Raw genomic sequence first — 22093 nt, forward strand, 5'->3', positions numbered from 1 at the left:
GGTGTGTTAAAAATGAGAAAAACTAAAAAAGAACGACAACAGTTGTTATCAATAACAATTAGAGAAAATCCATTTATTACAGACGAAGACCTTGCAGATAAGTTCCAAGTGAGTGTGCAAACTATTCGTCTTGATCGTTTAGAACTATCAATTCCTGAATTGCGTGAACGGATTAAATATGTGGCTGAGAAACAATTTGATGAAGTACGTTCTCTGCCAATTGAAGAGGTAATAGGGGAAATCATTGATATTGAATTAGATCACAGTGCGATATCAATCTTCGAAGTGAAAGAAGAACATGTTTTTAAAAGGAACAAGATTGCACGAGGTCATCATGTTTTCGCACAGGCAAATTCACTGGCAGTCGCGGTGATTAATGACGAACTTGCTTTAACTGCAAAAGCTAACATAAAATTTAAGCGCTCGGTTAAACAAGGTGAACGGGTAATTGCCAAAGCAAAGGTTTTAAAAATTGATGATGGAATTGGCCGGACAATTGTTGAAGTAACTAGCTTTGTAAACCATGAACATGTTTTTACAGGCGAATTTGAAATGTACCGCTCAGAAAAATCATTAAAGGATGAGACTAGATGAAAATAGCTATCGATGCAATGGGTGGCGACCATGCTCCAAAAGAAATCGTTATTGGTGCAATGAAGGCTGTAGCAACATTTCCAGATATACATATCACCCTTGTTGGGGATGAAACAGAGATAAAAAAGTACTTAACAAACGAAGAGAGAATTAGCATCCTCCATACAACCGAGGTCATACTCGGGACGGATGAGCCAGTAAGGGCCGTCCGCCGAAAAAAAACTGCTTCAATGGTTCTTGCGGCACAGCAAGTAGCAGATGGCACAGCCGATGCCTGTATTTCTGCAGGGAATACGGGTGCTTTAATGGCGTCAGGACTATTTGTAGTGGGAAGAATTGAAGGGATCGACCGTCCTGCACTTTCACCAACATTACCAACCATTGGCGGAGAAGGTTTTCTTCTACTGGATGTTGGCGCAAATGTGGATGCTAAGCCTGAACATCTACTTCAATATGCAATTATGGGCTCTATATACTGGGAGAAGGTTAGAGGAGTCTCTAAGCCGAGAGTCGGACTTTTAAATATTGGGACAGAAGAAAAAAAGGGAAATGAACTAACGAAACAGTCATTTGAACTTTTAAAAAATGCAAATATAAACTTTGTTGGGAATGTTGAGGCCCGGGACTTACTTGATGGTGTGGCTGATGTTGTCGTCACAGATGGATTTACAGGTAATATGGTGTTGAAAACCATTGAAGGAACGGCACTTTCAATGTTTAAAATGTTGAAAAGTGCGTTAATGAGCAGTCTGAAAAGTAAATTGGCTGCATCGGTCCTAAAGCCTGAATTTAGTACGCTTAAAAATACAATGGATTACTCAGAGTATGGCGGAGCAGGATTATTTGGCTTAAAAGCTCCAGTGATTAAGGCGCACGGTTCTTCCAATGGGCAATCCATTTTTAGTGCCATTCGGCAAACACGCGAGATGGTTGAAAAAGATGTGGTTGGTCTAATCACAATGTCAATTGCTGAATCAAACAAGTTTAATAAAGATAGTTAAGAAGGAGGCTAATATGGGTAAAATAGCATTTGTCTTTCCCGGACAGGGCTCACAAGTAGTTGGGATGGGGAAACTGCTTGCCGAGCAATATCCTGAGGTACTGGCATATTTTACAAAGGCGGATGAGACGCTTTCTAATGAGCTGAGCAAACTTATTTTTGAAGGCCCGCAAAATGAACTAACCTTAACGGTTAATACACAGCCAGCCCTTTTAACAACGTGTATCGCGATATTAGAACTATTTAAAAAAGCGGGTATTGAAGCTGATTTTCTAGCGGGACATAGCTTAGGTGAATATACAGCGCTTGTTGCCAGCGGAGCACTTACCTTTGAAGAAGGAGTACACGCTGTCAGGAAACGCGGTGAGTTTATGGAGCGTGCGGTTCCTAATGGTGAAGGTTCGATGGCAGCAATACTAGGTCTTGACCGGGAACGTCTTTCTGCAGTTACAAAAGAAGTGACGGAAACAGGATTCCCGGTATCGCTGGCTAATTTGAATTGTCCTGGTCAAATTGTAATTTCTGGATCAAGAAAAGGTGTCGAGCAAGCTTCAGAACGAGCTAAGGCAGCTGGTGCGAAAAGAGCGATTCCACTTGAAGTAAGCGGACCCTTTCATTCTTCATTAATGAAACCTGCAGCTGATGAATTACAGGAGGTTTTGGACAGACTCGAAATGAAGGATGCAGCCACTCCCGTAATTGCCAACGTTTCAGCACAACCAATGAGGGTGGCTTCTGAAATAAAGAAAAACCTTCTTGAACAGCTGTACTCACCTGTATTGTGGGAGGATTCAATCGTGCAAATGATTGAATTAGGAGTCGATACATTTATTGAGATTGGTCCTGGGAAGGTGCTTTCAGGATTAATAAAAAAAATAAATCGTACAGTTAAAATCTATTCAGTTTCTGATGAAGAAAGCTTTCAAGCAATGGTTGAAGCATTAAAGGAGGAACAACGATGACTTTGGAAGGGAAAATGGCTCTAGTTACTGGTGCATCAAGAGGTATCGGACGAGAAATTGCCCTAGAACTTGCTAGACAGGGAGCAAATGTTGCTGTTAATTATGCTGGAAGTGAAGCAAAAGCCAATGAAGTGGTGGATGAAATAAAAGCCCTCGGAAGGGAAGCATTTGCGATTAAATGTGATGTTTCCAAAGCTGAGGAAGTAACTACAATGGTTAAGGAAACAGTTGAACGTTTCGGGAAATTAGATATACTTGTGAATAATGCAGGCGTAACCAAGGATAATTTATTAATGAGAATGAAAGAAGAAGAATGGGACGATGTTATTAATATTAATCTTAAAGGTGTATTCCTTTGTACAAAAGCTGTTACTAGGCAAATGATGAAACAGCGTGTTGGTCGTATTATTAACATCACCTCAGTTGTTGGAGTAAGTGGAAATCCTGGTCAAGCAAACTATGTGTCAGCCAAAGCAGGTGTCATTGGTTTAACCAAAACAACAGCCAAAGAGCTTGCTACTCGTAATATTACCGTTAATGCCATTGCTCCAGGTTTTATTTCGACAGATATGACGGATAAATTATCTGATGATGTCAAAACAGAGATGTTGAAACAAATACCTTTAGCACGTTTAGGAGAGCCCAAGGATATTGCTAAGATGACCGCTTTCTTGGTATCCGATGACGCATCATACATTACGGGACAAACACTTCACGTTAACGGTGGTATGGTAATGTAACTTTTTTATAATGTCTGTGTATTATTTTTTTGATATACTCTATAATAGCTTGAGGGGAGGTGAACAGGCATGGCAGAGGTTTTAGAACGTGTTACAAAAATCATCGTTGACCGTCTTGGTGTAGATGAGTCACAAGTGAAGCTTGAAGCTTCATTTAAAGATGATCTTGGCGCTGATTCCCTAGACGTAGTTGAACTAGTAATGGAATTAGAAGATGAATTCGATATGGAAATTTCTGATGATGATGCAGAAAAAATCGGCACGGTTGGTGATGCTGTTACTTACATAAATAGCAAGGCATAATCGTTGGATTTCTTCAAAAGCTCCGTTTTCAAACGGAGCTTTCTTCTGTATTATAGAACTTGGCAGTCCAAAAAAAACTGCCAGGTTTCTTTGTGTTTTGAACGCTACTTTATTAAACTAGGTATGAAATTGTAAAATAATTGCAAGGTGGAGACTTTTATGCGCAAAAATGGCAAGGAACGAGAAATGAACAATCGCGCAAAGGAAAATCAATTTAAGGATTTTCAAACAAAGATCGGTATTCATTTTGAAAATGAGAAGTTATTAAAACAAGCTTTTACTCATTCATCCTATGTGAATGAGCATCGCAGAAAGCCTTATGAAGATAATGAAAGGCTTGAATTTTTAGGAGATGCTGTCCTTGAACTTACTGTTTCTCAATTCCTTTTTAAAAAATACCCAATGATGAGTGAAGGTGAATTGACAAAGCTCCGAGCAGCCATTGTTTGTGAGCCTTCACTTGTAACATTTGCCAATGAACTTAATTTTGGCAGCTTAATTTTATTGGGAAAAGGAGAAGAAATGACAGGAGGAAGGGAGCGCCCAGCGTTGCTTGCAGATGTGTTTGAAGCATTCATTGGTGCACTCTACTTAGATAAGGGACTTGATATAGTTATTGGATATCTTGAAAGAATAGTCTTTCCTAAAATAAATGAAGGTGCTTTTTCTCATGTGATGGATTATAAGAGTCAGTTACAGGAATTAATACAGAGGGATGGGATAGGTGTGATTGAATACCGTGTCCTCCTTGAAAAGGGACCTGCCCATAATAAGGAATTCGTTTCGAGAGTTTCACTCAATGGTGAAGAGATTGGGATTGGATCCGGAAAGTCAAAAAAAGAAGCAGAACAGCGTGCCGCCCAAATGGCTCTTGACGTATTAAAAAATAAAACAACTAAGTAAAACTTGAAGATGCTCAGGAAGATTCTTGCCAGCTAGGGAGGATAAAGAAATGTATTTAAAACGGTTGGACATTATTGGGTTTAAATCTTTTGCTGAACGCATTGGAGTCGATTTTGTCCCGGGAGTAACGGCTGTTGTTGGTCCAAATGGCAGCGGAAAAAGCAATATAACAGATGCAATCCGCTGGGTATTAGGGGAACAATCAGCTAAATCACTGCGAGGCTCCAAAATGGAAGATATCATTTTTGGCGGAAGTGATACAAGGAAACCTCAAAACTATGCTGAGGTTACGCTAACTCTCGATAATAATGATCAGGGACTAGCAATTGATTACAATGAAGTAAGTGTAACAAGGAGAGTCTCACGCTCAGGAGATAGTGATTTTTTAATAAATAAACAACCATGCAGACTTAAAGATATTGTTGATTTGTTTATGGATTCAGGCCTTGGAAGAGAAGCATTTTCTATCATTAGCCAGGGGAAAGTTGAAGAGATTCTAAATAGTAAAGCAGAGGATCGCCGGACGATTTTTGAGGAAGCGGCTGGGGTTTTAAAATATAAAAACCGTAAAAAAAAGGCTGAAGCAAAACTAACAGAAACACAGGAAAATCTAAATCGTGTCAATGATATTTTGCATGAGTTAGGAAGCCAAGTGGAACCGCTAAAAATTCAGGCATCTATGGCCAAGGACTATTTAGAGAAAAAAGAGGAACTTGAAAAAATTGAAGTTGCCTTAACTGTACATGATATCGAAGACCTCCATCAAAAGTGGGAAAGTTTATCTAAACAGCTTGTGGAGCATCAACAAGAAGAAGTTAAGCTTTCTACCAAGTTGCAGGTAAAGGAAGCAAAGATTGAGGAGACAAGGGATCGTATTTTCGCTCTAGATGAATCAATCACAGACTTGCAAAATGTTCTCTTGCAGGCTACGGAAGAGCTGGAAAAGCTCGAGGGTAGGAAGGAAGTTCTAAAGGAACGTAAAAAAAATTCTTCACAAAATAAGGAACAGCTTAAAAAAAGCATTACAGAATACAGTGAAAAGGTTAGCCTGCTTAAGAAAAATAAAGAATCTCAAGCAGATCATGTTAAAACACTAATTGAACAAGTAAATACACTAAAGATCCAATTAAAAGAAAAGCAGGAAAAACTTGCGCTATTCACAGAAAATATCGAGGAAAAAATAGAATCATTAAAAAGTGAGTATATCGAACTTCTTAATGAACAAGCTGGAGCCAAAAATGAACTGAGATTTATTGACCAACAGCTTGAACAGCAAGAACGCAGAAATATTCGTCTGGATTCAGAAAACAATAAGTTTATTCAAGAAAGACAATCAGCGAATACAAAAAAGCTTCAAATCCAATCTGCATTAGAAGAAATCCAAAAGCAATTGTCAATCCAGGTTGTAAGCTATAGGGAACAACAGCGTAAGCTAGAAACGCTGAAAAATAATTATCAAAAACAAGAAAAAAACTTATATCAAGCCTATCAAATTCTCCAACAGGCAAAGTCGAGAAAAGAAATGCTAGAAGAATTGCAAGAGGATTACTCTGGATTTTTCCAAGGAGTAAAGGAAGTGCTGAAGGCACGAGGGAATAAGCTTCAGGGCATTGAAGGGGCTGTAGCGGAGCTAGTTACTGTGCCTAAGGAGTATGAAACAGCGATAGAGACGGCATTTGGCGGAGCCTTGCAGTATGTTGTTACAGAAAATGAGGGAAACGCAAGAGCTGCTATTCAATTTTTGAAACAAAATTCCTTTGGCCGAGCTACATTTTTACCTTTAACGGTTATTAAAGGGAGAGCATTATCCTCCTCGCAGCTAACCGCCATTCAAAACCACCCTTCTTTGATTGGAACAGCCGTTAGTTTAGTGAAGTTTGAGCAAAAATATGCTGAAATCATGAATAACCTTTTAGGCAATGTAGTTATTACGAAAGACCTAAAGGGTGCAAATGAATTAGCAAAGTTCCTTCAATATCGGTGCAGGCTCGTAACCCTTGACGGTGATGTCGTTAATCCAGGCGGGTCAATGACAGGTGGGGTGGTCAAACAAAAAACGACTTCTTTGTTAACCAGAAAAGGAGAACTAGAAGATTTAAAAGAAAAACTTGCTGTCATGGATGGTAAAATTGCTAGTTCAGAATCACTTGTCAAAAAATATAAAGCTGAGGTTCAAACAAATGAACAACAGCTGGAAACATTGCGAATAAATGGGGAGCAAGGACGAGGGAAAGAGCAATCATTGAAAGGTGATCTCCGTGAGGCAGAGTTTGAAGAGAAGAATATTAATGAACGGCTAGCGATTTATGATCGGGAAAAAGACCAGTTTGCGGACGAACTTGCTTCCCTAACAGATCGGAAAAAGGAACTCATTACAGCGGTTGATGATTACAAAGTTAAAATAGTACTGCTTGATTCGCAAATAAATAAACTCGCAGAGCAAAAAACTCAAGATATATCATCCAAAGACATCCTAACGAAAGAAATAAATGAGTTAAAAGTAGAATTTGCTGAAAAAAATGTCCAATACACAAATACAAAGGAACGATATGAGCAAATTCAAGAAGATTTAGCAGAGAGTGAACAAAAGCTTTCCCTTTATACCGAGGATCTTGAACTGTTAACTTCGGAAATGTCTAATAGCACGTCAGGGGAAGAACAATTGGATACTGCGGCTAAAAGAAAGCAGCAGGATAAAGAAGAAACGATACAGCTAATTTCGTTAAGGAGAAAAGAACGTTTTGAGTTGCAATCTGAACTTGAAGATGCAGAAGCAGAAGCGAAGGAAATCAAACGACTCCATCGGGGAATGGTTGTTGTTTTAAAGGATGAAGAGGTCAAAATCAATCGTTTAGATGTTGAGCTTGAAAACAGGCTAACCCAACTTAGAGAAGAATATTTGCTGTCATTTGAAGGTGCGAAGGAACAGTATCCATTAATGATTCCAATCGAAGAAGCCAGGAAAAAGGTAAAATTAATTAAACTGGCGATTGAAGAATTGGGTAATGTAAACATTGGCGCAATTGAAGAATATGAGAGAGTCTCTGAAAGGTATGAATTTTTGAATGAACAAAAAACTGACCTTCAGGAGGCAAAGGATACACTATTTCAGGTAATTGACGAAATGGATATTGAAATGACAAAAAGGTTTGAACAAACCTTTAATGGGATTCGCCTGCATTTTGAACCAGTATTCCAAGCATTATTTGGCGGCGGAAGAGCTGATTTAAAACTAACAAATCCTGCGGATTTATTAAATACCGGGGTTGAGATTGTCGCGCAGCCGCCTGGAAAGAAACTCCAAAATCTGGGGTTATTATCTGGGGGAGAGCGAGCGCTAACTGCAATCGCCCTATTGTTTTCGATACTAAAGGTACGCCCAGTACCATTTTGTATCCTTGATGAGGTTGAGGCAGCATTGGATGAAGCAAATGTTTTCCGTTTCAGTCAATATCTAAAAAGATTTAGTTTAGAAACACAGTTTATTGTTATTACCCACAGAAAAGGGACAATGGAAGAAGCAGATGTACTCTATGGTGTTACGATGCAGGAATCTGGTGTCTCGAAACTAGTTTCTGTCCGGCTTGAGGATTCAAGGGAGCTTGTGGAACTTAAATAAAGGAAGTGAAAAAAATGAGTTTTTTTAAAAAATTGAAAGAAAAAATTACAAAACAAACGGATACTGTAACAGAGAAATTTAAAGAAGGTCTTACCAAAACAAGAAATAACTTTTCTGGAAAAGTGAACGATCTTGTTGCCAGATATAGAAAAGTTGATGAAGACTTCTTCGAGGAATTAGAAGAAATATTAATACAAGCAGATGTAGGTTTCGATACGGTTATGCAATTAATTGACGAGTTAAAAATGGAAGTAAAGCGCCGAAATATCCAGGACCCCCAAGAGGTACAAGATGTTATTTCTGAGAAACTTGTTGATATTTACAATGCAGGTGAAGACCAGTCAACGAAATTGAATATCCAAGAAGATAGTCTGACAGTTATATTATTTGTTGGAGTGAATGGGGTTGGTAAAACAACAACTATCGGGAAGCTCGGTCATAAGTTTAAGAGCGAAGGAAAATCTGTCCTCTTAGCTGCAGGTGATACGTTCCGCGCAGGTGCGATTGAACAGCTTGAGGTCTGGGGTGAAAGAGTTGGTGTGGATGTCATCAAGCAGGCTGAAGGATCTGACCCAGCAGCCGTTATGTATGATGCCGTTCAAGCGGCTAAATCGAGAAAAGTGGATATTTTAATTTGTGATACTGCTGGTCGCTTACAAAATAAGGTAAACTTAATGAAAGAGCTTGAAAAGGTAAAGCGTGTGATTGAACGCGAAGTCCCTGGTGCACCGCATGAAGTCCTCCTTGTCCTTGATGCAACAACTGGACAAAATGCGCTTATTCAGGCAAAAACATTTAAAGAAGCAACGAATGTGAGCGGAATTGTCCTTTCAAAATTAGACGGAACAGCAAAAGGCGGGATTGTCCTTGCTATTCGGAATGAATTGAAAATACCAGTGAAATTCGTCGGACTTGGGGAAAAAATGGATGACCTCCAGGAATTCAATGCGGAACAGTATGTTTATGGATTATTTGCCAACGAGGTAGATAAATCGCTCTAAATGATGTAAAGATATTTTCTTGACAGACTGGACAGGACTGTGTAAACTACATTTGTAAAGGCTTTTCACTTAACAAGGAGTGGTAGCATGCTTGAAAAGACGACGCGAATGAATTATCTCTATGATTTTTACCATTCGTTGTTAACACCTAAGCAACAAAGCTATATGTCTCTCTATTATTTAGATGATTACTCACTTGGAGAAATTGCAGAAGAGTATGATGTAAGCCGTCAAGCAGTTTATGATAACATAAAGCGGACGGGTGCAATGCTTGAAGAGTATGAAGAAAAGCTATTATTATTCGGTAAATTTATCGAGCGCAGCAATCTTTTAAGGCATTTGAAAGAATTGATCAACGAAGATCACCCTTCTAAGCAGGCAATGTTAGAAGCTGTTGCCGAGCTTGAGAATTTAGATTAGGAGGCGGCATGAATGGCATTTGAAGGATTAGCCGACCGACTGCAGAATACGATTCAAAAAATCCGCGGAAAAGGTAAGGTTTCAGAAGCGGATATAAAAGAAATGATGCGTGAAGTACGCCTTGCTCTATTAGAGGCAGATGTTAACTTTAAGGTTGTCAAAGACTTCGTTAAAAAGGTCAGTGAACGTGCGATTGGCCAAGACGTCTTAAAAAGCTTAACCCCAGGACAACAGGTTATTAAAATCGTTAACGAGGAACTAACCGAGTTGATGGGTGGAGAGCAAAGTAAAATAGCCGTATCGAATCGTCCGCCAACCGTCATTATGATGGTCGGACTACAAGGTGCAGGGAAAACCACAACTTCAGGGAAGCTTGCCAACCTGCTTCGTAAAAAGTATAACCGTAAACCAATGCTTGTTGCTGCAGATATTTACCGGCCAGCTGCAATAAAGCAGCTCGAAACGCTTGGAAAACAACTAGATATACCTGTCTTTTCTCTGGGTGACCAAATAAGTCCGGTTGAAATTGCTAAGCAAGCCATCGTGAAGGCAAAAGAAGAACATCATGATTATGTACTCATTGATACTGCTGGACGCCTTCATGTTGATGAAACACTAATGGGCGAGCTCAAGGACATCAAAGAACTTACGAAACCTGATGAAATCTTCTTGGTTGTCGATGCGATGACAGGGCAGGATGCCGTCAATGTAGCTCAAAGTTTTAATGAACAACTTGGTTTGACTGGAGTTGTATTAACAAAGCTTGATGGAGACACACGAGGCGGGGCCGCACTGTCGATACGTGCCGTAACACAAACACCAATAAAGTTTGTTGGCTTAGGCGAGAAACTGGATGCATTGGAGCCGTTTTATCCTGAGCGAATGGCGTCCAGGATACTTGGCATGGGTGATGTGCTTACGCTTATTGAAAAAGCACAGTCAAATGTTGATGAAGAAAAAGCTAAAGAGCTTGAACAGAAAATGCGTACAGCAACGTTTACGCTTGATGATTTCCTGGAACAACTTGGTCAGGTTCGGAATTTAGGACCACTTGATGAATTATTAAAAATGATGCCGGGTGCAAATAAAATCAAAGGCCTAAATAATATGCAAGTTGATGAGAAACAAATTGCGCATGTTGAGGCTGTAATCAGAGCGATGACCAAGGAAGAAAAAAATCATCCTGAAATCTTGAATTCAAACCGAAAGAGACGGATTGCCAAAGGAAGCGGACGAACTGTCCCCGAAGTAAACCGTTTATTAAAACAGTTTGAAGATATGAAAAAGATGATGAAACAAATGACAGGCATGCAGCAAAAAGGCAAGAAAAAAGGCGGATTTAAATTTCCGTTTAAGGGATTTTAGAAACGAAAAGCGCCGGCGCTGGAGCTAGACAAGCCTGGTTTTAACCTGTCTGAAATTGGTAATAATAACTGTAAAGAAAAAACACTTTACAAATGATTTAAGAATTGATAATATACTATCTTGTGTGAAACTATTCGGAGGTGCTTATTTAAAATGGCAGTAAAAATTCGTTTAAAACGTATGGGAGCTAAAAAAACTCCTTTCTATCGTATTGTAGTAGCAGATTCTCGTTCTCCTCGTGATGGACGCTATATTGAAGTAGTTGGAACTTATAACCCAGTTACTCAACCAGCACAAGTTCAGCTTAACGAAGAATTAGTTCTAAAATGGTTACAAGACGGTGCAAAGCCATCTGATACAGTTCGTAACCTTTTCTCAAAAGAAGGCATCATGGAGAAATTCCATAATGCTAAGCTTAGCAAGTAATTGCTATGAAGCAATTAATTGAAACGGTTGTTAAGCCCCTTGTTGATTTTCCAGAAGACGTTCAAGTGAATGTTGAAGAAGGGGATCAACGCATCACCTACCATTTGTCAGTCAACAAGACAGACATGGGTAAAGTAATTGGCAAACAAGGGCGCGTTGCAAAGGCCATTAGAACTGTTGTCTACGCAGCAGGATCATCACAACAAAAGAAAATTTTTCTGGAAATTAGTGAATAGCTTTTTGCATCTAGATGAAAGGGGGGAATTATTTCCTCCCTTTTTTGCTAACTTTTTTTAATAAGGCTTTGTTTAAGGTCATTGTTGATTTTGCAAACTCTGTTGATTGGAGTGGAAGGCACGAGACTCCTGCGGGAGGACGGGGCTGGGGAGACCCCACAGGCGCTTTAGCGCCGAGGAGGCTCCCTGGCACGCCCGCGGAAAGCGAAGTGCCTGGAGCTCCAATCAACAGGTTAGTTTAACAAATTCTTATAAAAAATCGGAGGAGGCGCTCTCTTGCAACTTATTCAAACTGTTGTAGTGAAACAAATATTAACGGAAAATAGCAAACAGAAGCTTTTAGATAAATATAATGTTCAAAAACTGCAGCTCCAAAAGGAATGCAGCCAGTTTCAATTTGAAATGAAAAGATTAGAAAAAACAAATAAATTTTCACCACTAGCATTAAAGAATCATTTTGAAAAAGAAATTAATAAGCGCCAAGAAAAAGAGAAGCTCCTAGAGTTTCAAATGGAACAACTACATATGCTACCATTAGGCAGTGAACTAAAGGAAAAGGAAGTTCAGGCACTCGTTGACGTCAAGGTTGGAGATGTTTGGGATGAGGGGTTCGGTGAATCAACAATTATTATTAGAGATGGTATCATTGATGAAATACGATGAGGTGAGGAACAAATGGATAAATGGTTTAATGTTGGGAAAATCGTCAATACCCACGGAATAAAAGGAGAGGTGCGGGTGGTCTCAACCACGGATTTCCCAGAACAACGTTACAAGGCTGGAAATATGTTGTATTTGTTTATGCCAAAATCAACAAATCCAATTGAACTAACAGTCAAAAACCACCGGAGCCATAAAAATTTTGAACTCTTAACATTTGAAGGGCTTGAAAATATTAATGAGGTTGAGAAGTTTAGAGATGGTATTTTGAAAGTCCCTGAATCACAGCTGGGGGATTTAGAGGAAGATGAATTTTATTTTCATGAGATTATTGGCTGTGTTGTAATAACGGAAGACGGAGAAGAAATCGGGAAGATAACAGAAGTTCTTACCCCAGGTGCGAATGATGTTTGGACGGTAAAAGGTAAAGGCGGGAAAGAAGTTTATATCCCATATATACACGACGTTGTAAAGAAAGTGAATGTCAAAGAAAAAAAGGTAATAATCAAGCCGATGGAAGGGTTACTTTCATGATGAAAATTGATGTTCTCACATTATTTCCAGAAATGTTTTCTGGTGTATTTGGGCAATCAATTTTGCAAAAGGCGGCTGAAAAATCTGCCGTACAATATAATGTGGTAAATTTCCGGGAATATGCGGATAACAAACATAAGACTGTGGATGATTATCCCTATGGGGGTGGGGCAGGTATGGTTTTAAAACCTCAGCCCTTATTCGATGCAGTTGCAGCACTTACTGAACAAGCAGAAAGTGAAAATCCGCGGGTAATCCTTCTGTGTCCGCAGGGTGAACGGTATGATCAGCGGAAAGCTGAGGAATTAGCGGGTCTGGACCATTTGATTTTCATTTGTGGTCACTATGAAGGGTATGACGAAAGGATTCGTGAGCATATCGTAACCGATGAAATATCTATTGGAGACTATGTATTAACAGGTGGGGAAATAGGTGCGATGGTCGTAATTGATAGCGTGGTTCGTCTTTTACCTGAAGTACTTGGGAATGAGGAATCTCACATGAAGGATTCATTTAGTACAGGGTTACTAGAACATCCTCATTATACAAGACCAGCCGAATATAATGGTATGAAGGTTCCAGATGTCCTTTTGTCAGGGAACCATAAATTAATTGATGAATGGCGTACGAAAGAAGCTTTACGACGCACACTGCTTAGACGCCCTGACCTCCTAGAAAAAATAGAATTAACTAAGGACCAAGAAAAGCTACTAAAGGAAGTAAAAAAAGAATATGACTAGTATTGCATGAGTGCTAAAATTATGATAAGATATTTCTTGTGACTTAAACTGAGTAACTTATTCAGAAGTGGTCTTATAAAGATGTTCCGCTGCAATGGAAAAGATAGTAGATATGCATGAGCGTCTGTTGGAAGGAGTTGAAAACGATGCAACAATTAATTAAAGAAATCACACAAGAACAAATTCGTACTGATCTTCCTGCTTTCCGTCCTGGTGATACTGTACGTGTACACGTAAAAGTTATCGAGGGTACTCGCGAGCGTATTCAGTTATTCGAAGGTGTTGTGATTAAGCGTCGTGGTGGTGGAATTAGCGAAACTTTCACAGTTCGTAAGATTTCTTACGGAGTAGGCGTAGAGCGTACTTTCCCTGTAAACACACCTAAAATTGCGAAGCTTGAAGTATTGCGTCGCGGTAAAGTTCGCCGTGCTAAGCTATACTACCTACGTAAGCTACGTGGTAAAAAAGCTCGTATTAAAGAAATCCGATAATAAAAAAGGAGCTTGCTTTGCAAGCTCTTTTTTCGTACATATCAAAGATTTAAATCATTATCCCCTCGTATTTATTATTGATATTTAAGTAAAATAAACTGCAGAAGATATTTTTTTAGTGATTGGTGGGGAACAACATGACAAAAAAGAAAAATGAGCTCTGGGAATGGACAAAGGCGCTTTTAATAGCTGTGGCACTTGCAGCTGTGATCCGGTACTTTCTTTTTGCCCCAATTGTGGTTGATGGCTTATCAATGATGCCTACACTTCAGCATCAAGACCGTATGATTGTTAATAAGTTAGGCTATGAAATAGGCGAACCTAAACGATTTGATATCATCGTTTTTCATGCACCAGAAGAGAAAGATTACATAAAACGAGTGATCGGTCTGCCAGGCGATAAAATTGAGTATAAAGATGATACATTATATGTGAATGGTAAACCATATGAAGAACCATACTTGGATGAATATAAGAAACAAGTTGAAGGCCCGTTAACTGACCCCTTTACTCTCGAAGAGACACCAGTAGGCAGTACAACGGTCCCAGAAGGTGAATTATTCGTCATGGGTGATAACCGGCGATTCAGTAAAGATAGCCGTCATATTGGTACCATTGCATTTGATAAAATAATTGGCAAAACAAGTATTGTTTATTGGCCATTAAAAGATGCACACATCGTGAAATAGACATGGGAGGTGACTGCTTTGACGATTCAATGGTTTCCAGGACACATGGCTAAGGCTCGTAGAGAGGTCACAGAAAAGTTAAAATTAGTTGATATAATATTTGAATTGGTGGATGCGAGAATTCCGTATTCTTCCAGAAATCCAATGATTGATGAAATTATTCAGCACAAGCCGCGTCTGGTTTTATTAAATAAGGCTGACATGGCAGATAAAGAAGCAACGAGAGAATGGATTAAGTACTTTGCGGGAAAAGGGATAAAAGCTCTGGCAATTAATTCTCAAGCAGGAGAAGGAATGAAGGAGATTGTCCAAGCATCCCATGAAATCTTAAAGGAAAAATTTGACCGGATGAGAGCTAAGGGAGTAAAAAACCCAAGGGCTATCCGTGCAATGATTGTAGGAATTCCTAATGCAGGGAAATCTACTCTTATTAACAGGCTTGCGAAAAAAAATATTGCAAAGACAGGGAACACACCAGGAGTAACAAAAGCTCAGCAGTGGATTAAAGTTGGGAAAGAATTGGAACTATTGGATACTCCGGGGATACTATGGCCAAAGTTTGAGGACCAAGAGGTTGGAAAAAAATTGGCTGTAACCGGTGCTATCAAGGATACACTTCTAAATCTCCATGATCTTGTTATTTTTTCATTAACCTTTTTGGAAAAATATTATCCCGAGAGATTAAAGGAACGCTATAAGCTTGACGCTGTCCCTGAAAATATCGTTGAAATGTTTGATCATATTGGCGTACTAAGAGGCTGTCTAAAAGAAGGCGGAGTCGTAGATTATGATAAAGTAGCGGAAATTGTAATCAGAGAAATTAGATCTGAGAAATTTGGCCCACTGACCCTTGAACGTCCAAATGATCTATTGGTAAATACTGAAAAAGAATAGCAGTCCAACAGGCTCTCCATTAAGGGGAGTTTTATTATGTACAAAATATTAATAATGACTGCTAAAATAATTTTGTAACTATTAAAATTTTATTTGAATCTATATTATGTTATTCTTTAAAAAGCTTAATAGCCAATAATAGGATTGATAACAATTGTTATTTTTTGTTATCTAATGGAATCGTTTACAAGTAAAAGGAAAGGTATTAATATTTCTAATATTAGATTCCTACTTCCAGGATTTTTTGCTGGATACTTAGATGCATTCCTTGTAAAGTATATCAAGAAGAAGTTCGGGTATTATTGTTTTGGCAAACTGTTGGTTTGTTTATTTGCCTTAGGTTTAAAATCAATTGTTAGTTAAAGGAGCAACTTAAATGAAATATAGATCGGCTTTCGATATTATTGGGCCAGTTATGATTGGACCATCCAGTTCACATACTGCTGGTGCAGCACGTATTGGGAGGGTTGCTAGGACATTGTTTGGCAAACAGCCTAAAAGAGCAATCATTTCATTGTACGGTTCGTTTGCAAAAACATACAAAGGACACGGTACAGACTATGCGTTAATTGGCGGCCTGTTAGACTTTGATACGTTTGACGAACGAATCCCCAGCGCCTTAGAGCTAGCGGAGAATGCTGGAATCGAAGTGAAATTTGTAACGGAAACGGCCGTTCCTGAGCATCCGAATACGGTGAAAATAAATTTGTTTGATGAAGAAAACGAGTTAGAGGTAGTTGGAATCTCCATTGGCGGAGGTACCATTGAGATCGTTGAGTTAAATTCCTTTAAGTTAAAGCTTTCAGGGGAGCATCCAGCGATTCTTGTCGTCCACGAGGACCGCTTTGGGATGATTTCTTCGGTAACAAGCATATTATCAAAATATGAAATTAACATCGGCCATATGGAGGTCTCCAGAAAAGAAAAAGGTGATATGGCATTAATGGTCATTGAAACCGATCAAAAAATAGCCAATGGGGTTATTACCGAATTAGAAAGTTTAACAAATGTAACTCAAATCATCAGGATGGTTGAGTAAAAAAACAACAGGAGGCCACAACATGTTTCGAAATGTAGCAGAGCTGGTTGAACTTGCAGAGACGCATAATGTAAAAATAGCAGAAATTATGATTCGGCAGGAAGTAGAAGTAACCGGTCTGACGAGAGAGCAAATTATTGAAAAAATGAATACGAACCTATCGGTAATGGAGCGAGCAGTGGAAAGAGGTCTGAATGGCGTTAAATCCCATTCGGGCCTTACCGGTGGTGACGCGGTTCTGCTCCAAAATTATATTAATAGCGGCAGAGCACTGTCTGGTAATATCCTGTTGGATGCAGTTAGTAAGGCTGTCGCCACGAATGAAGTAAATGCTGCAATGGGAATTGTTTGTGCAACACCTACAGCAGGATCTGCTGGGGTAGTACCCGGCACATTATTCGCGATAAAGGAACAATTAAAGCCAACCCGTTATGAAATGATAGAATATTTATTTACATCAGCAGCTTTCGGATTTGTTGTAGCAAATAATGCATCAATCTCAGGTGCTTCAGGGGGCTGTCAGGCGGAAGTAGGGTCTGCAAGTGGTATGGCTGCAGCTGCTATTGTTGAAATGGCAGGGGGCAGTCCTAAACAGGCAGCAGAGGCAATGGCGATTACACTGAAAAATATGCTAGGATTAGTTTGTGATCCTGTAGCGGGATTGGTTGAGGTCCCTTGCGTGAAGCGGAATGCGATGGGAGCTTCAAATGCCATTACTGCAGCTGATATGGCTTTAGCGGGTATTTCAAGTAAGATCCCTTGTGATGAAGTCATTCATGCAATGTTCTTAATCGGGCAATCAATGCCTTCCTCATTAAAGGAAACCGCCGAGGGCGGACTGGCCGCAACGCCAACTGGAAGAAGACTAGAACAAGAAATATTCGGCAACACAATCAAACTAAAAGACCTAGTTATTTCATAAAAGAAATGTTAAACCATTGTTGATTTGAACGGAAGGTGCGAGACTTCTGCAGGAATAAGGGGCAGGGGAGACCCCGCAGGCGCTTAAGCGCCGAGGAGGCTCCCCGGACCTCCTGCGGAAAGCGAAGCACCTGGAGGGCAAATCAACAGGCGACTTAACATACTTTCATAGTGAAAAGGCACACAAATCTGTGTGCTTTTTCCATTGATAACAACAGGACAAAAAGGTATGATTACAAACGGGTGAAAAAAATGAATGGACTTACAATAGCTGAAATTGAACAAAAACTTAATAGGATTAAAACCGAAAATGATCCGTTTTTCAAAAGCATTCAGAACGATGAACGTAAAGGCGTACAGCAATTAATACATAAACGGCAAAGGCAAATAGCTCAAGAAAACCTTTTGAAAAAAAAGTTCAATGAGATGAATGTGTTTGAAAATAAATGGCATCAACAAGGCTTCAAATATATTGCTGGTGTGGATGAAGTGGGAAGAGGTCCACTTGCAGGTCCCGTTGTGACAGCAGCAGTTATTCTGCCGAAAGATTTTTTCTTAGCGGGTATTGATGACTCTAAAAAGCTATCTGAAAAAAAGCGCAGCGAATATGCTGAAATTATTAAAAAAGAAGCCATCGCCTATTCTATCGCTATGGTGGACGCGGGTGAAATTGATCAAATCAATATTTATGAAGCAACTAAAAAAGCAATGAAAGCAGCCATTGTCTCTTTAACCCCCAAACCAGACTTTTTATTGATTGATGCTATGAAACTAGAAACGCCGTTTCCCAGTGAATCGATCATTAAAGGTGATGCAAAAAGTGTATCTATTGCAGCAGCTTCAATAGTAGCGAAAGTAGCAAGAGATAAGTTGATGGAAGAAATCTCTAAGTTGCATCCAGAATACGGTTTTCAACAAAATATGGGTTATGGTACGAAGGAGCATATTCTTGCACTTAATAAACACGGAATTACTCCTTATCATCGAAGAAGTTTTGCACCAGTAAAAGATATGATTTTTCACGCAAGATAATATACAGGCTTAGGCCTGTTTTTATTATTTTCCAAAAGTAATTAGGAGTAGAGCAAAACTATGTAAGCGCTTCATTTGTGGTGTATTTTTTCGAATATTATGATTAATATAATTTTTTTTGCATAATGGTGGACAAGGTTTGTGTCATTATATAAAATGAAAACGGAATCAATTTTTTGATTAGTTTGATAGGAGGATGGGAAATGAATATCCATGAGTATCAAGGAAAAGAGGTCCTCAGAAACTACGGGGTCCTAGTTCCTAACGGAAAAGTGGCATTCACGGTTGAAGAAGCAGTAGAAGCTGCAAAAGAACTAGGTTCACAGGTATGCGTTGTAAAGGCACAAATCCATGCTGGCGGAAGGGGTAAAGCTGGCGGAGTAAAGGTTGCAAAAAACCTAGAAGAAGTGCGTACATATGCTGCTGAAATCTTAGGTAAAACATTGATCACACATCAAACAGGTCCTGAAGGAAAAGAAGTAAAGCGCCTGCTTATAGAAGAAGGCTGTGATATTAAGAAAGAATACTATGTTGGTATTGTCTTAGATCGTGCAACTTCCCGTGTTGTTTTAATGGCCTCAGAAGAAGGCGGAACAGAAATTGAAGAAGTGGCAGAAAAAACTCCTGAAAAAATCTTTAAAGAAGAAATTGATCCGGTTATTGGGTTAATGCCTTACCAGGCGCGCCGTATCGCGTTCAATATAAATATTCCTAAAGAGTTAGTCAATCAAGCAGTTAAGTTTATGATGGGCCTATATAATGCCTATATCGAAAAGGACTGTTCAATTGCAGAAATTAACCCGCTTGTTATAACAGGTGATGGAAAAGTAATGGCTTTGGATGCGAAGTTAAACTTTGATTCGAATGCACTGTATCGTCATAAAGATATTCTGGAATACCGTGATCTTGAAGAAGAAGATGCAAAAGAAGTTGAAGCATCTAAATATGATTTAAGCTATATTTCCCTAGATGGTAATATCGGCTGTATGGTTAATGGTGCTGGATTAGCAATGGCAACAATGGACATTGTTAAGCACTATGGCGGAGACCCCGCTAACTTCCTGGATGTTGGGGGCGGTGCGACAGCTGAAAAAGTAACAGAAGCATTTAAAATTATCCTTTCTGATCCTAACGTAAAAGGTATTTTTGTCAATATCTTTGGCGGAATCATGAAATGTGATGTCATTGCTGAGGGTGTAGTAGAGGCAGCTAAGCAAGTTCAACTAAGCGTACCGCTTGTTGTTCGTTTAGAAGGAACAAACGTTGAGTTGGGCAAGAAAATTCTTTCTGAGTCTGGTTTAGCTATCACATCTGCTGAATCAATGGCTGACGGAGCACAAAAAATCGTTTCATTAGTGAAATAGGATCGAAGAAAGGGGAATTATCGTGAGCATTTTTATTAATAAAGATACAAAAGTAATAGTTCAAGGGATTACAGGTTCAACTGCCCTTTTTCATACAAAACAAATGTTGGAATACGGTACGCAAATTGTTGCTGGTACCACACCTGGTAAAGGCGGCATGGAAGTAGAAGGAGTACCTGTTTTTAACACAGTTAAAGAAGCTGTTGCTGCTACAGGCGCTAACGCTTCCGTTATTTATGTTCCTGCTCCTTTTGCTGCAGATGCAATTATTGAAGCTGTCGATGCAGAATTAGAATTAGCTATCTGTATTACTGAGCATATCCCGGTTTTAGATATGGTGAAGGTTAAACGTTATATGGAAGGCAAAAAGACACGCTTAGTAGGGCCAAACTGTCCGGGTGTTATTACTGCCGATGAATGTAAAATCGGTATCATGCCAGGATATATTCATACAAAAGGCCATGTTGGCGTTGTTTCACGCTCAGGTACATTAACTTATGAGGCAGTACATCAATTAACACAAGCTGGAATAGGCCAAACAACTGCGGTAGGAATTGGCGGAGACCCAGTTAACGGCACGAACTTCATCGATGTATTAACAGCCTTTAATGAAGACCCAGAGACATATGCAGTTATCATGATTGGTGAAATTGGTGGTACAGCTGAGGAAGAAGCTGCTGAGTGGGTTAAGGCTAACATGACCAAGCCTGTTGTCGGCTTTATCGGTGGACGGACTGCCCCTCCAGGGAAACGCATGGGTCACGCTGGTGCAATCATTTCTGGCGGTAAAGGTACGGCTGATGAAAAAATCCGCGTCATGAACGAGTGCGGAATTAAAGTGGCTGATACACCATCCGTCATGGGTGAAACATTAATTGAAGCACTGAAAGAACAAGGCTTATACGAAAAATGTAAAACACACTAAGCTTTTCTATCTTTATTCTGAAATAGTCCCTTAATACGAGGGGCTATTTCTTCTATAAAAAAATGGAGGTTTATAATGGATGATTTTAATGAAAAACTAATTTCTATACTGCATTATCCTGAGGTGACATGGAAAATGGTATTTCATATTTTAAAAAAGGACCCCGATTTACATTCCTTTAATCATCACAATCCAATTCCCATTCAACAAAATTTATTCTTCGAAGACTCCAACAAACTAAGCCACTCGAAACAGCTGCCAGTCAATATACCACAGTCTGAAATCATCCATGAACAAATTCAACAATATGAAAAGAATGAAATCAAGATAATTACTATATTTGATAAGGAATATCCCGTATTATTAAAAGAAATCTATCAACCGCCATGGGTTTTATTTGCAAAAGGAGATTTATCGCTGCTTGCGAAAGAGACTAAGCTGGCAGTGGTGGGGTCACGCCAAGCGACACAATATGGAAAGAATGCTATCCGCTTAATATTGCCTAGATTAATTAAACATGAAGTACTTACAGTCAGTGGTTTAGCAAAAGGAATTGATAGCTTAGTTCACGAATATACAATGAAAAATGGCGGAAACACTATCGCGGTAATCGCTGGTGGATTATACCACATCTATCCTAAAGAGAATATGGACCTTGCATTAGAAATGATGAAAACGCAGCTTGTTATCTCCGAATATCCTCCGGATACAAAACCATTAAGATGGCATTTCCCTGCTAGAAACAGAATTATCAGTGGACTTTCAAAAGGAACATTTATTATAGAAGCAAAACGAAAAAGCGGATCCCTGATTACTGCAAACTTTGCCGTAAACGAAGGACGTGAAGTATTTTCGTTACCTGGAAGCATATTAAATCCTTTTTCGGCGGGAACGAATGACTTAATACAGCAGGGGGCAAAGCTAGTTACTAGTGCGGAGGATATTTTAGATGAGATTAGATTATAACTAAGATGAAAACTTCGAATTATTACGTAAATCACTGTTTTTTGCAGGTTTTTTTTATCTAATTGGAGAATTTAGCTAAAAAAGGTTGAAATTAATTTAAATATGTTATACATTCTCAAACAGATAATCGAAAAAAAAAGAATGAGTAATTAGGTATAATTTGGAGTATTATTAACCTTGAAGAGTGAAATTGGATAGCCCATGACCTTTGATTGTTGACAAAAACCAATAAATTGGTTAAAAATTATTAGTAATTTAACCGAAATAAT

General features: G+C 39.1%; 24 protein-coding genes. All 24 read left to right on the forward strand.

What is annotated here, in order from left to right; all coding sequences use genetic code 11:
- Window positions 1-12 precede the first annotated feature (12 nt).
- The 24 genes from fapR to dprA all read left to right on the forward strand — a co-directional run bounded on the left by fapR (window position 13) and on the right by dprA (window position 21824).
- Window positions 13-594, forward strand: a complete 582-nt coding sequence (gene fapR / locus NSS81_RS20940; protein ID WP_342430559.1) for a transcription factor FapR — start codon at window positions 13-15, stop codon at window positions 592-594.
- Complete coding sequence (gene plsX, locus NSS81_RS20945; RefSeq protein ID WP_342430560.1) at window positions 591-1595, forward strand: phosphate acyltransferase PlsX; 1005 nt, start codon at window positions 591-593, stop codon at window positions 1593-1595. The genes fapR and plsX overlap by 4 nt, the downstream gene beginning before the upstream one ends.
- A gap of 13 nt (window positions 1596-1608) precedes the next feature.
- Window positions 1609-2556, forward strand: a complete 948-nt coding sequence (fabD, locus tag NSS81_RS20950) for an ACP S-malonyltransferase (RefSeq protein WP_342430561.1) — start codon at window positions 1609-1611, stop codon at window positions 2554-2556.
- Window positions 2553-3296 carry a 3-oxoacyl-[acyl-carrier-protein] reductase gene (gene fabG / locus NSS81_RS20955; RefSeq protein WP_342430562.1) on the forward strand — a complete coding sequence of 248 codons (744 nt, stop codon included), beginning with the start codon at window positions 2553-2555 and terminating at the stop codon, window positions 3294-3296. The genes fabD and fabG overlap by 4 nt, the downstream gene beginning before the upstream one ends.
- Before the next feature lie 69 nt (window positions 3297-3365).
- Window positions 3366-3599 (forward strand): acyl carrier protein, encoded by a 234-nt coding sequence (locus tag NSS81_RS20960; protein WP_342430563.1) that lies wholly within the window; start codon window positions 3366-3368, stop codon window positions 3597-3599.
- Window positions 3600-3758: 159 nt separating this feature from the next.
- On the forward strand, window positions 3759-4502 hold the full coding sequence (rnc, locus tag NSS81_RS20965) for a ribonuclease III (protein ID WP_342430564.1): 744 nt from the start codon (window positions 3759-3761) through the stop codon (window positions 4500-4502).
- Window positions 4503-4551: 49 nt separating this feature from the next.
- On the forward strand, window positions 4552-8121 hold the full coding sequence (smc, locus tag NSS81_RS20970) for a chromosome segregation protein SMC (protein ID WP_342430565.1): 3570 nt from the start codon (window positions 4552-4554) through the stop codon (window positions 8119-8121).
- Window positions 8122-8135: 14 nt separating this feature from the next.
- Complete coding sequence (gene ftsY / locus NSS81_RS20975; RefSeq protein WP_342430566.1) at window positions 8136-9122, forward strand: signal recognition particle-docking protein FtsY; 987 nt, start codon at window positions 8136-8138, stop codon at window positions 9120-9122.
- An 87-nt stretch (window positions 9123-9209) separates the two neighbouring features.
- On the forward strand, window positions 9210-9542 hold the full coding sequence (locus tag NSS81_RS20980) for a putative DNA-binding protein (RefSeq protein ID WP_342430567.1): 333 nt from the start codon (window positions 9210-9212) through the stop codon (window positions 9540-9542).
- Between the two features lie 12 nt (window positions 9543-9554).
- On the forward strand, window positions 9555-10907 hold the full coding sequence (gene ffh, locus NSS81_RS20985) for a signal recognition particle protein (RefSeq protein ID WP_342430568.1): 1353 nt from the start codon (window positions 9555-9557) through the stop codon (window positions 10905-10907).
- A gap of 153 nt (window positions 10908-11060) precedes the next feature.
- A complete protein-coding gene (rpsP, locus tag NSS81_RS20990) occupies window positions 11061-11333 on the forward strand; it encodes a 30S ribosomal protein S16 (RefSeq protein WP_342430569.1) in 273 nt (90 codons plus the stop codon).
- Between the two features lie 5 nt (window positions 11334-11338).
- Complete coding sequence (locus NSS81_RS20995) at window positions 11339-11569, forward strand: KH domain-containing protein (RefSeq protein ID WP_342430570.1); 231 nt, start codon at window positions 11339-11341, stop codon at window positions 11567-11569.
- Between the two features lie 276 nt (window positions 11570-11845).
- Window positions 11846-12232: a YlqD family protein gene (locus NSS81_RS21000; protein WP_342430571.1), complete on the forward strand. Its 387-nt coding sequence runs from the start codon at window positions 11846-11848 to the stop codon at window positions 12230-12232.
- A gap of 12 nt (window positions 12233-12244) precedes the next feature.
- A complete protein-coding gene (gene rimM / locus NSS81_RS21005; protein ID WP_342430572.1) occupies window positions 12245-12763 on the forward strand; it encodes a ribosome maturation factor RimM in 519 nt (172 codons plus the stop codon).
- The gene (gene trmD, locus NSS81_RS21010) at window positions 12760-13503 is read left to right on the forward strand and encodes a tRNA (guanosine(37)-N1)-methyltransferase TrmD (protein WP_342430573.1); all 744 of its coding nucleotides are present in this window, start codon (window positions 12760-12762) and stop codon (window positions 13501-13503) included. Before rimM ends, trmD begins: the two co-directional genes overlap by 4 nt.
- 146 nt (window positions 13504-13649) lie before the next feature.
- On the forward strand, window positions 13650-13994 hold the full coding sequence (gene rplS / locus NSS81_RS21015) for a 50S ribosomal protein L19 (protein ID WP_342430574.1): 345 nt from the start codon (window positions 13650-13652) through the stop codon (window positions 13992-13994).
- Window positions 13995-14131: 137 nt separating this feature from the next.
- Window positions 14132-14683 (forward strand): signal peptidase I, encoded by a 552-nt coding sequence (gene lepB / locus NSS81_RS21020; protein WP_342430575.1) that lies wholly within the window; start codon window positions 14132-14134, stop codon window positions 14681-14683.
- Window positions 14684-14701: 18 nt separating this feature from the next.
- Complete coding sequence (ylqF, locus tag NSS81_RS21025) at window positions 14702-15577, forward strand: ribosome biogenesis GTPase YlqF (RefSeq protein WP_342430576.1); 876 nt, start codon at window positions 14702-14704, stop codon at window positions 15575-15577.
- 376 nt (window positions 15578-15953) lie between these two features.
- On the forward strand, window positions 15954-16616 hold the full coding sequence (sdaAB, locus tag NSS81_RS21030) for an L-serine ammonia-lyase, iron-sulfur-dependent subunit beta (RefSeq protein ID WP_342430577.1): 663 nt from the start codon (window positions 15954-15956) through the stop codon (window positions 16614-16616).
- Between the two features lie 22 nt (window positions 16617-16638).
- Entirely contained in the window at window positions 16639-17538 is a 900-nt protein-coding gene (sdaAA, locus tag NSS81_RS21035) for an L-serine ammonia-lyase, iron-sulfur-dependent, subunit alpha (protein ID WP_342430578.1), read from the forward strand.
- Between the two features lie 251 nt (window positions 17539-17789).
- Complete coding sequence (locus tag NSS81_RS21040; protein WP_342434101.1) at window positions 17790-18569, forward strand: ribonuclease HII; 780 nt, start codon at window positions 17790-17792, stop codon at window positions 18567-18569.
- Window positions 18570-18772: 203 nt separating this feature from the next.
- Entirely contained in the window at window positions 18773-19933 is a 1161-nt protein-coding gene (sucC, locus tag NSS81_RS21045; protein WP_342430579.1) for an ADP-forming succinate--CoA ligase subunit beta, read from the forward strand.
- A gap of 22 nt (window positions 19934-19955) precedes the next feature.
- Window positions 19956-20858, forward strand: coding sequence for a succinate--CoA ligase subunit alpha (gene sucD, locus NSS81_RS21050; RefSeq protein ID WP_342430580.1), 903 nt, complete (start codon window positions 19956-19958; stop codon window positions 20856-20858).
- A 75-nt stretch (window positions 20859-20933) separates the two neighbouring features.
- Window positions 20934-21824 (forward strand): DNA-processing protein DprA, encoded by an 891-nt coding sequence (dprA, locus tag NSS81_RS21055; protein ID WP_342430581.1) that lies wholly within the window; start codon window positions 20934-20936, stop codon window positions 21822-21824.
- The last annotated feature ends 269 nt before the right edge of the window (window positions 21825-22093 follow it).

Origin of the sequence: Neobacillus sp. FSL H8-0543, assembly GCF_038592905.1 — a bacterium.
In the GTDB taxonomy this organism is placed as follows: Bacteria; Bacillota; Bacilli; order Bacillales; family Cytobacillaceae; genus Neobacillus.

Coding starts and splice junctions, on each gene's coding strand:
- fapR (WP_342430559.1), top strand. CDS start 13: ATGAGAAAAACTAAAAAAGAACGACAACAGTTGTTATCAATAACAATT.
- plsX (WP_342430560.1), top strand. CDS start 591: ATGAAAATAGCTATCGATGCAATGGGTGGCGACCATGCTCCAAAAGAA.
- fabD (WP_342430561.1), top strand. CDS start 1,609: ATGGGTAAAATAGCATTTGTCTTTCCCGGACAGGGCTCACAAGTAGTT.
- fabG (WP_342430562.1), top strand. CDS start 2,553: ATGACTTTGGAAGGGAAAATGGCTCTAGTTACTGGTGCATCAAGAGGT.
- NSS81_RS20960 (WP_342430563.1), top strand. CDS start 3,366: ATGGCAGAGGTTTTAGAACGTGTTACAAAAATCATCGTTGACCGTCTT.
- rnc (WP_342430564.1), top strand. CDS start 3,759: ATGCGCAAAAATGGCAAGGAACGAGAAATGAACAATCGCGCAAAGGAA.
- smc (WP_342430565.1), top strand. CDS start 4,552: ATGTATTTAAAACGGTTGGACATTATTGGGTTTAAATCTTTTGCTGAA.
- ftsY (WP_342430566.1), top strand. CDS start 8,136: ATGAGTTTTTTTAAAAAATTGAAAGAAAAAATTACAAAACAAACGGAT.
- NSS81_RS20980 (WP_342430567.1), top strand. CDS start 9,210: ATGCTTGAAAAGACGACGCGAATGAATTATCTCTATGATTTTTACCAT.
- ffh (WP_342430568.1), top strand. CDS start 9,555: ATGGCATTTGAAGGATTAGCCGACCGACTGCAGAATACGATTCAAAAA.
- rpsP (WP_342430569.1), top strand. CDS start 11,061: ATGGCAGTAAAAATTCGTTTAAAACGTATGGGAGCTAAAAAAACTCCT.
- NSS81_RS20995 (WP_342430570.1), top strand. CDS start 11,339: ATGAAGCAATTAATTGAAACGGTTGTTAAGCCCCTTGTTGATTTTCCA.
- rimM (WP_342430572.1), top strand. CDS start 12,245: ATGGATAAATGGTTTAATGTTGGGAAAATCGTCAATACCCACGGAATA.
- trmD (WP_342430573.1), top strand. CDS start 12,760: ATGATGAAAATTGATGTTCTCACATTATTTCCAGAAATGTTTTCTGGT.
- rplS (WP_342430574.1), top strand. CDS start 13,650: ATGCAACAATTAATTAAAGAAATCACACAAGAACAAATTCGTACTGAT.
- lepB (WP_342430575.1), top strand. CDS start 14,132: ATGACAAAAAAGAAAAATGAGCTCTGGGAATGGACAAAGGCGCTTTTA.
- sdaAB (WP_342430577.1), top strand. CDS start 15,954: ATGAAATATAGATCGGCTTTCGATATTATTGGGCCAGTTATGATTGGA.
- sdaAA (WP_342430578.1), top strand. CDS start 16,639: ATGTTTCGAAATGTAGCAGAGCTGGTTGAACTTGCAGAGACGCATAAT.
- NSS81_RS21040 (WP_342434101.1), top strand. CDS start 17,790: ATGAATGGACTTACAATAGCTGAAATTGAACAAAAACTTAATAGGATT.
- sucC (WP_342430579.1), top strand. CDS start 18,773: ATGAATATCCATGAGTATCAAGGAAAAGAGGTCCTCAGAAACTACGGG.
- dprA (WP_342430581.1), top strand. CDS start 20,934: ATGGATGATTTTAATGAAAAACTAATTTCTATACTGCATTATCCTGAG.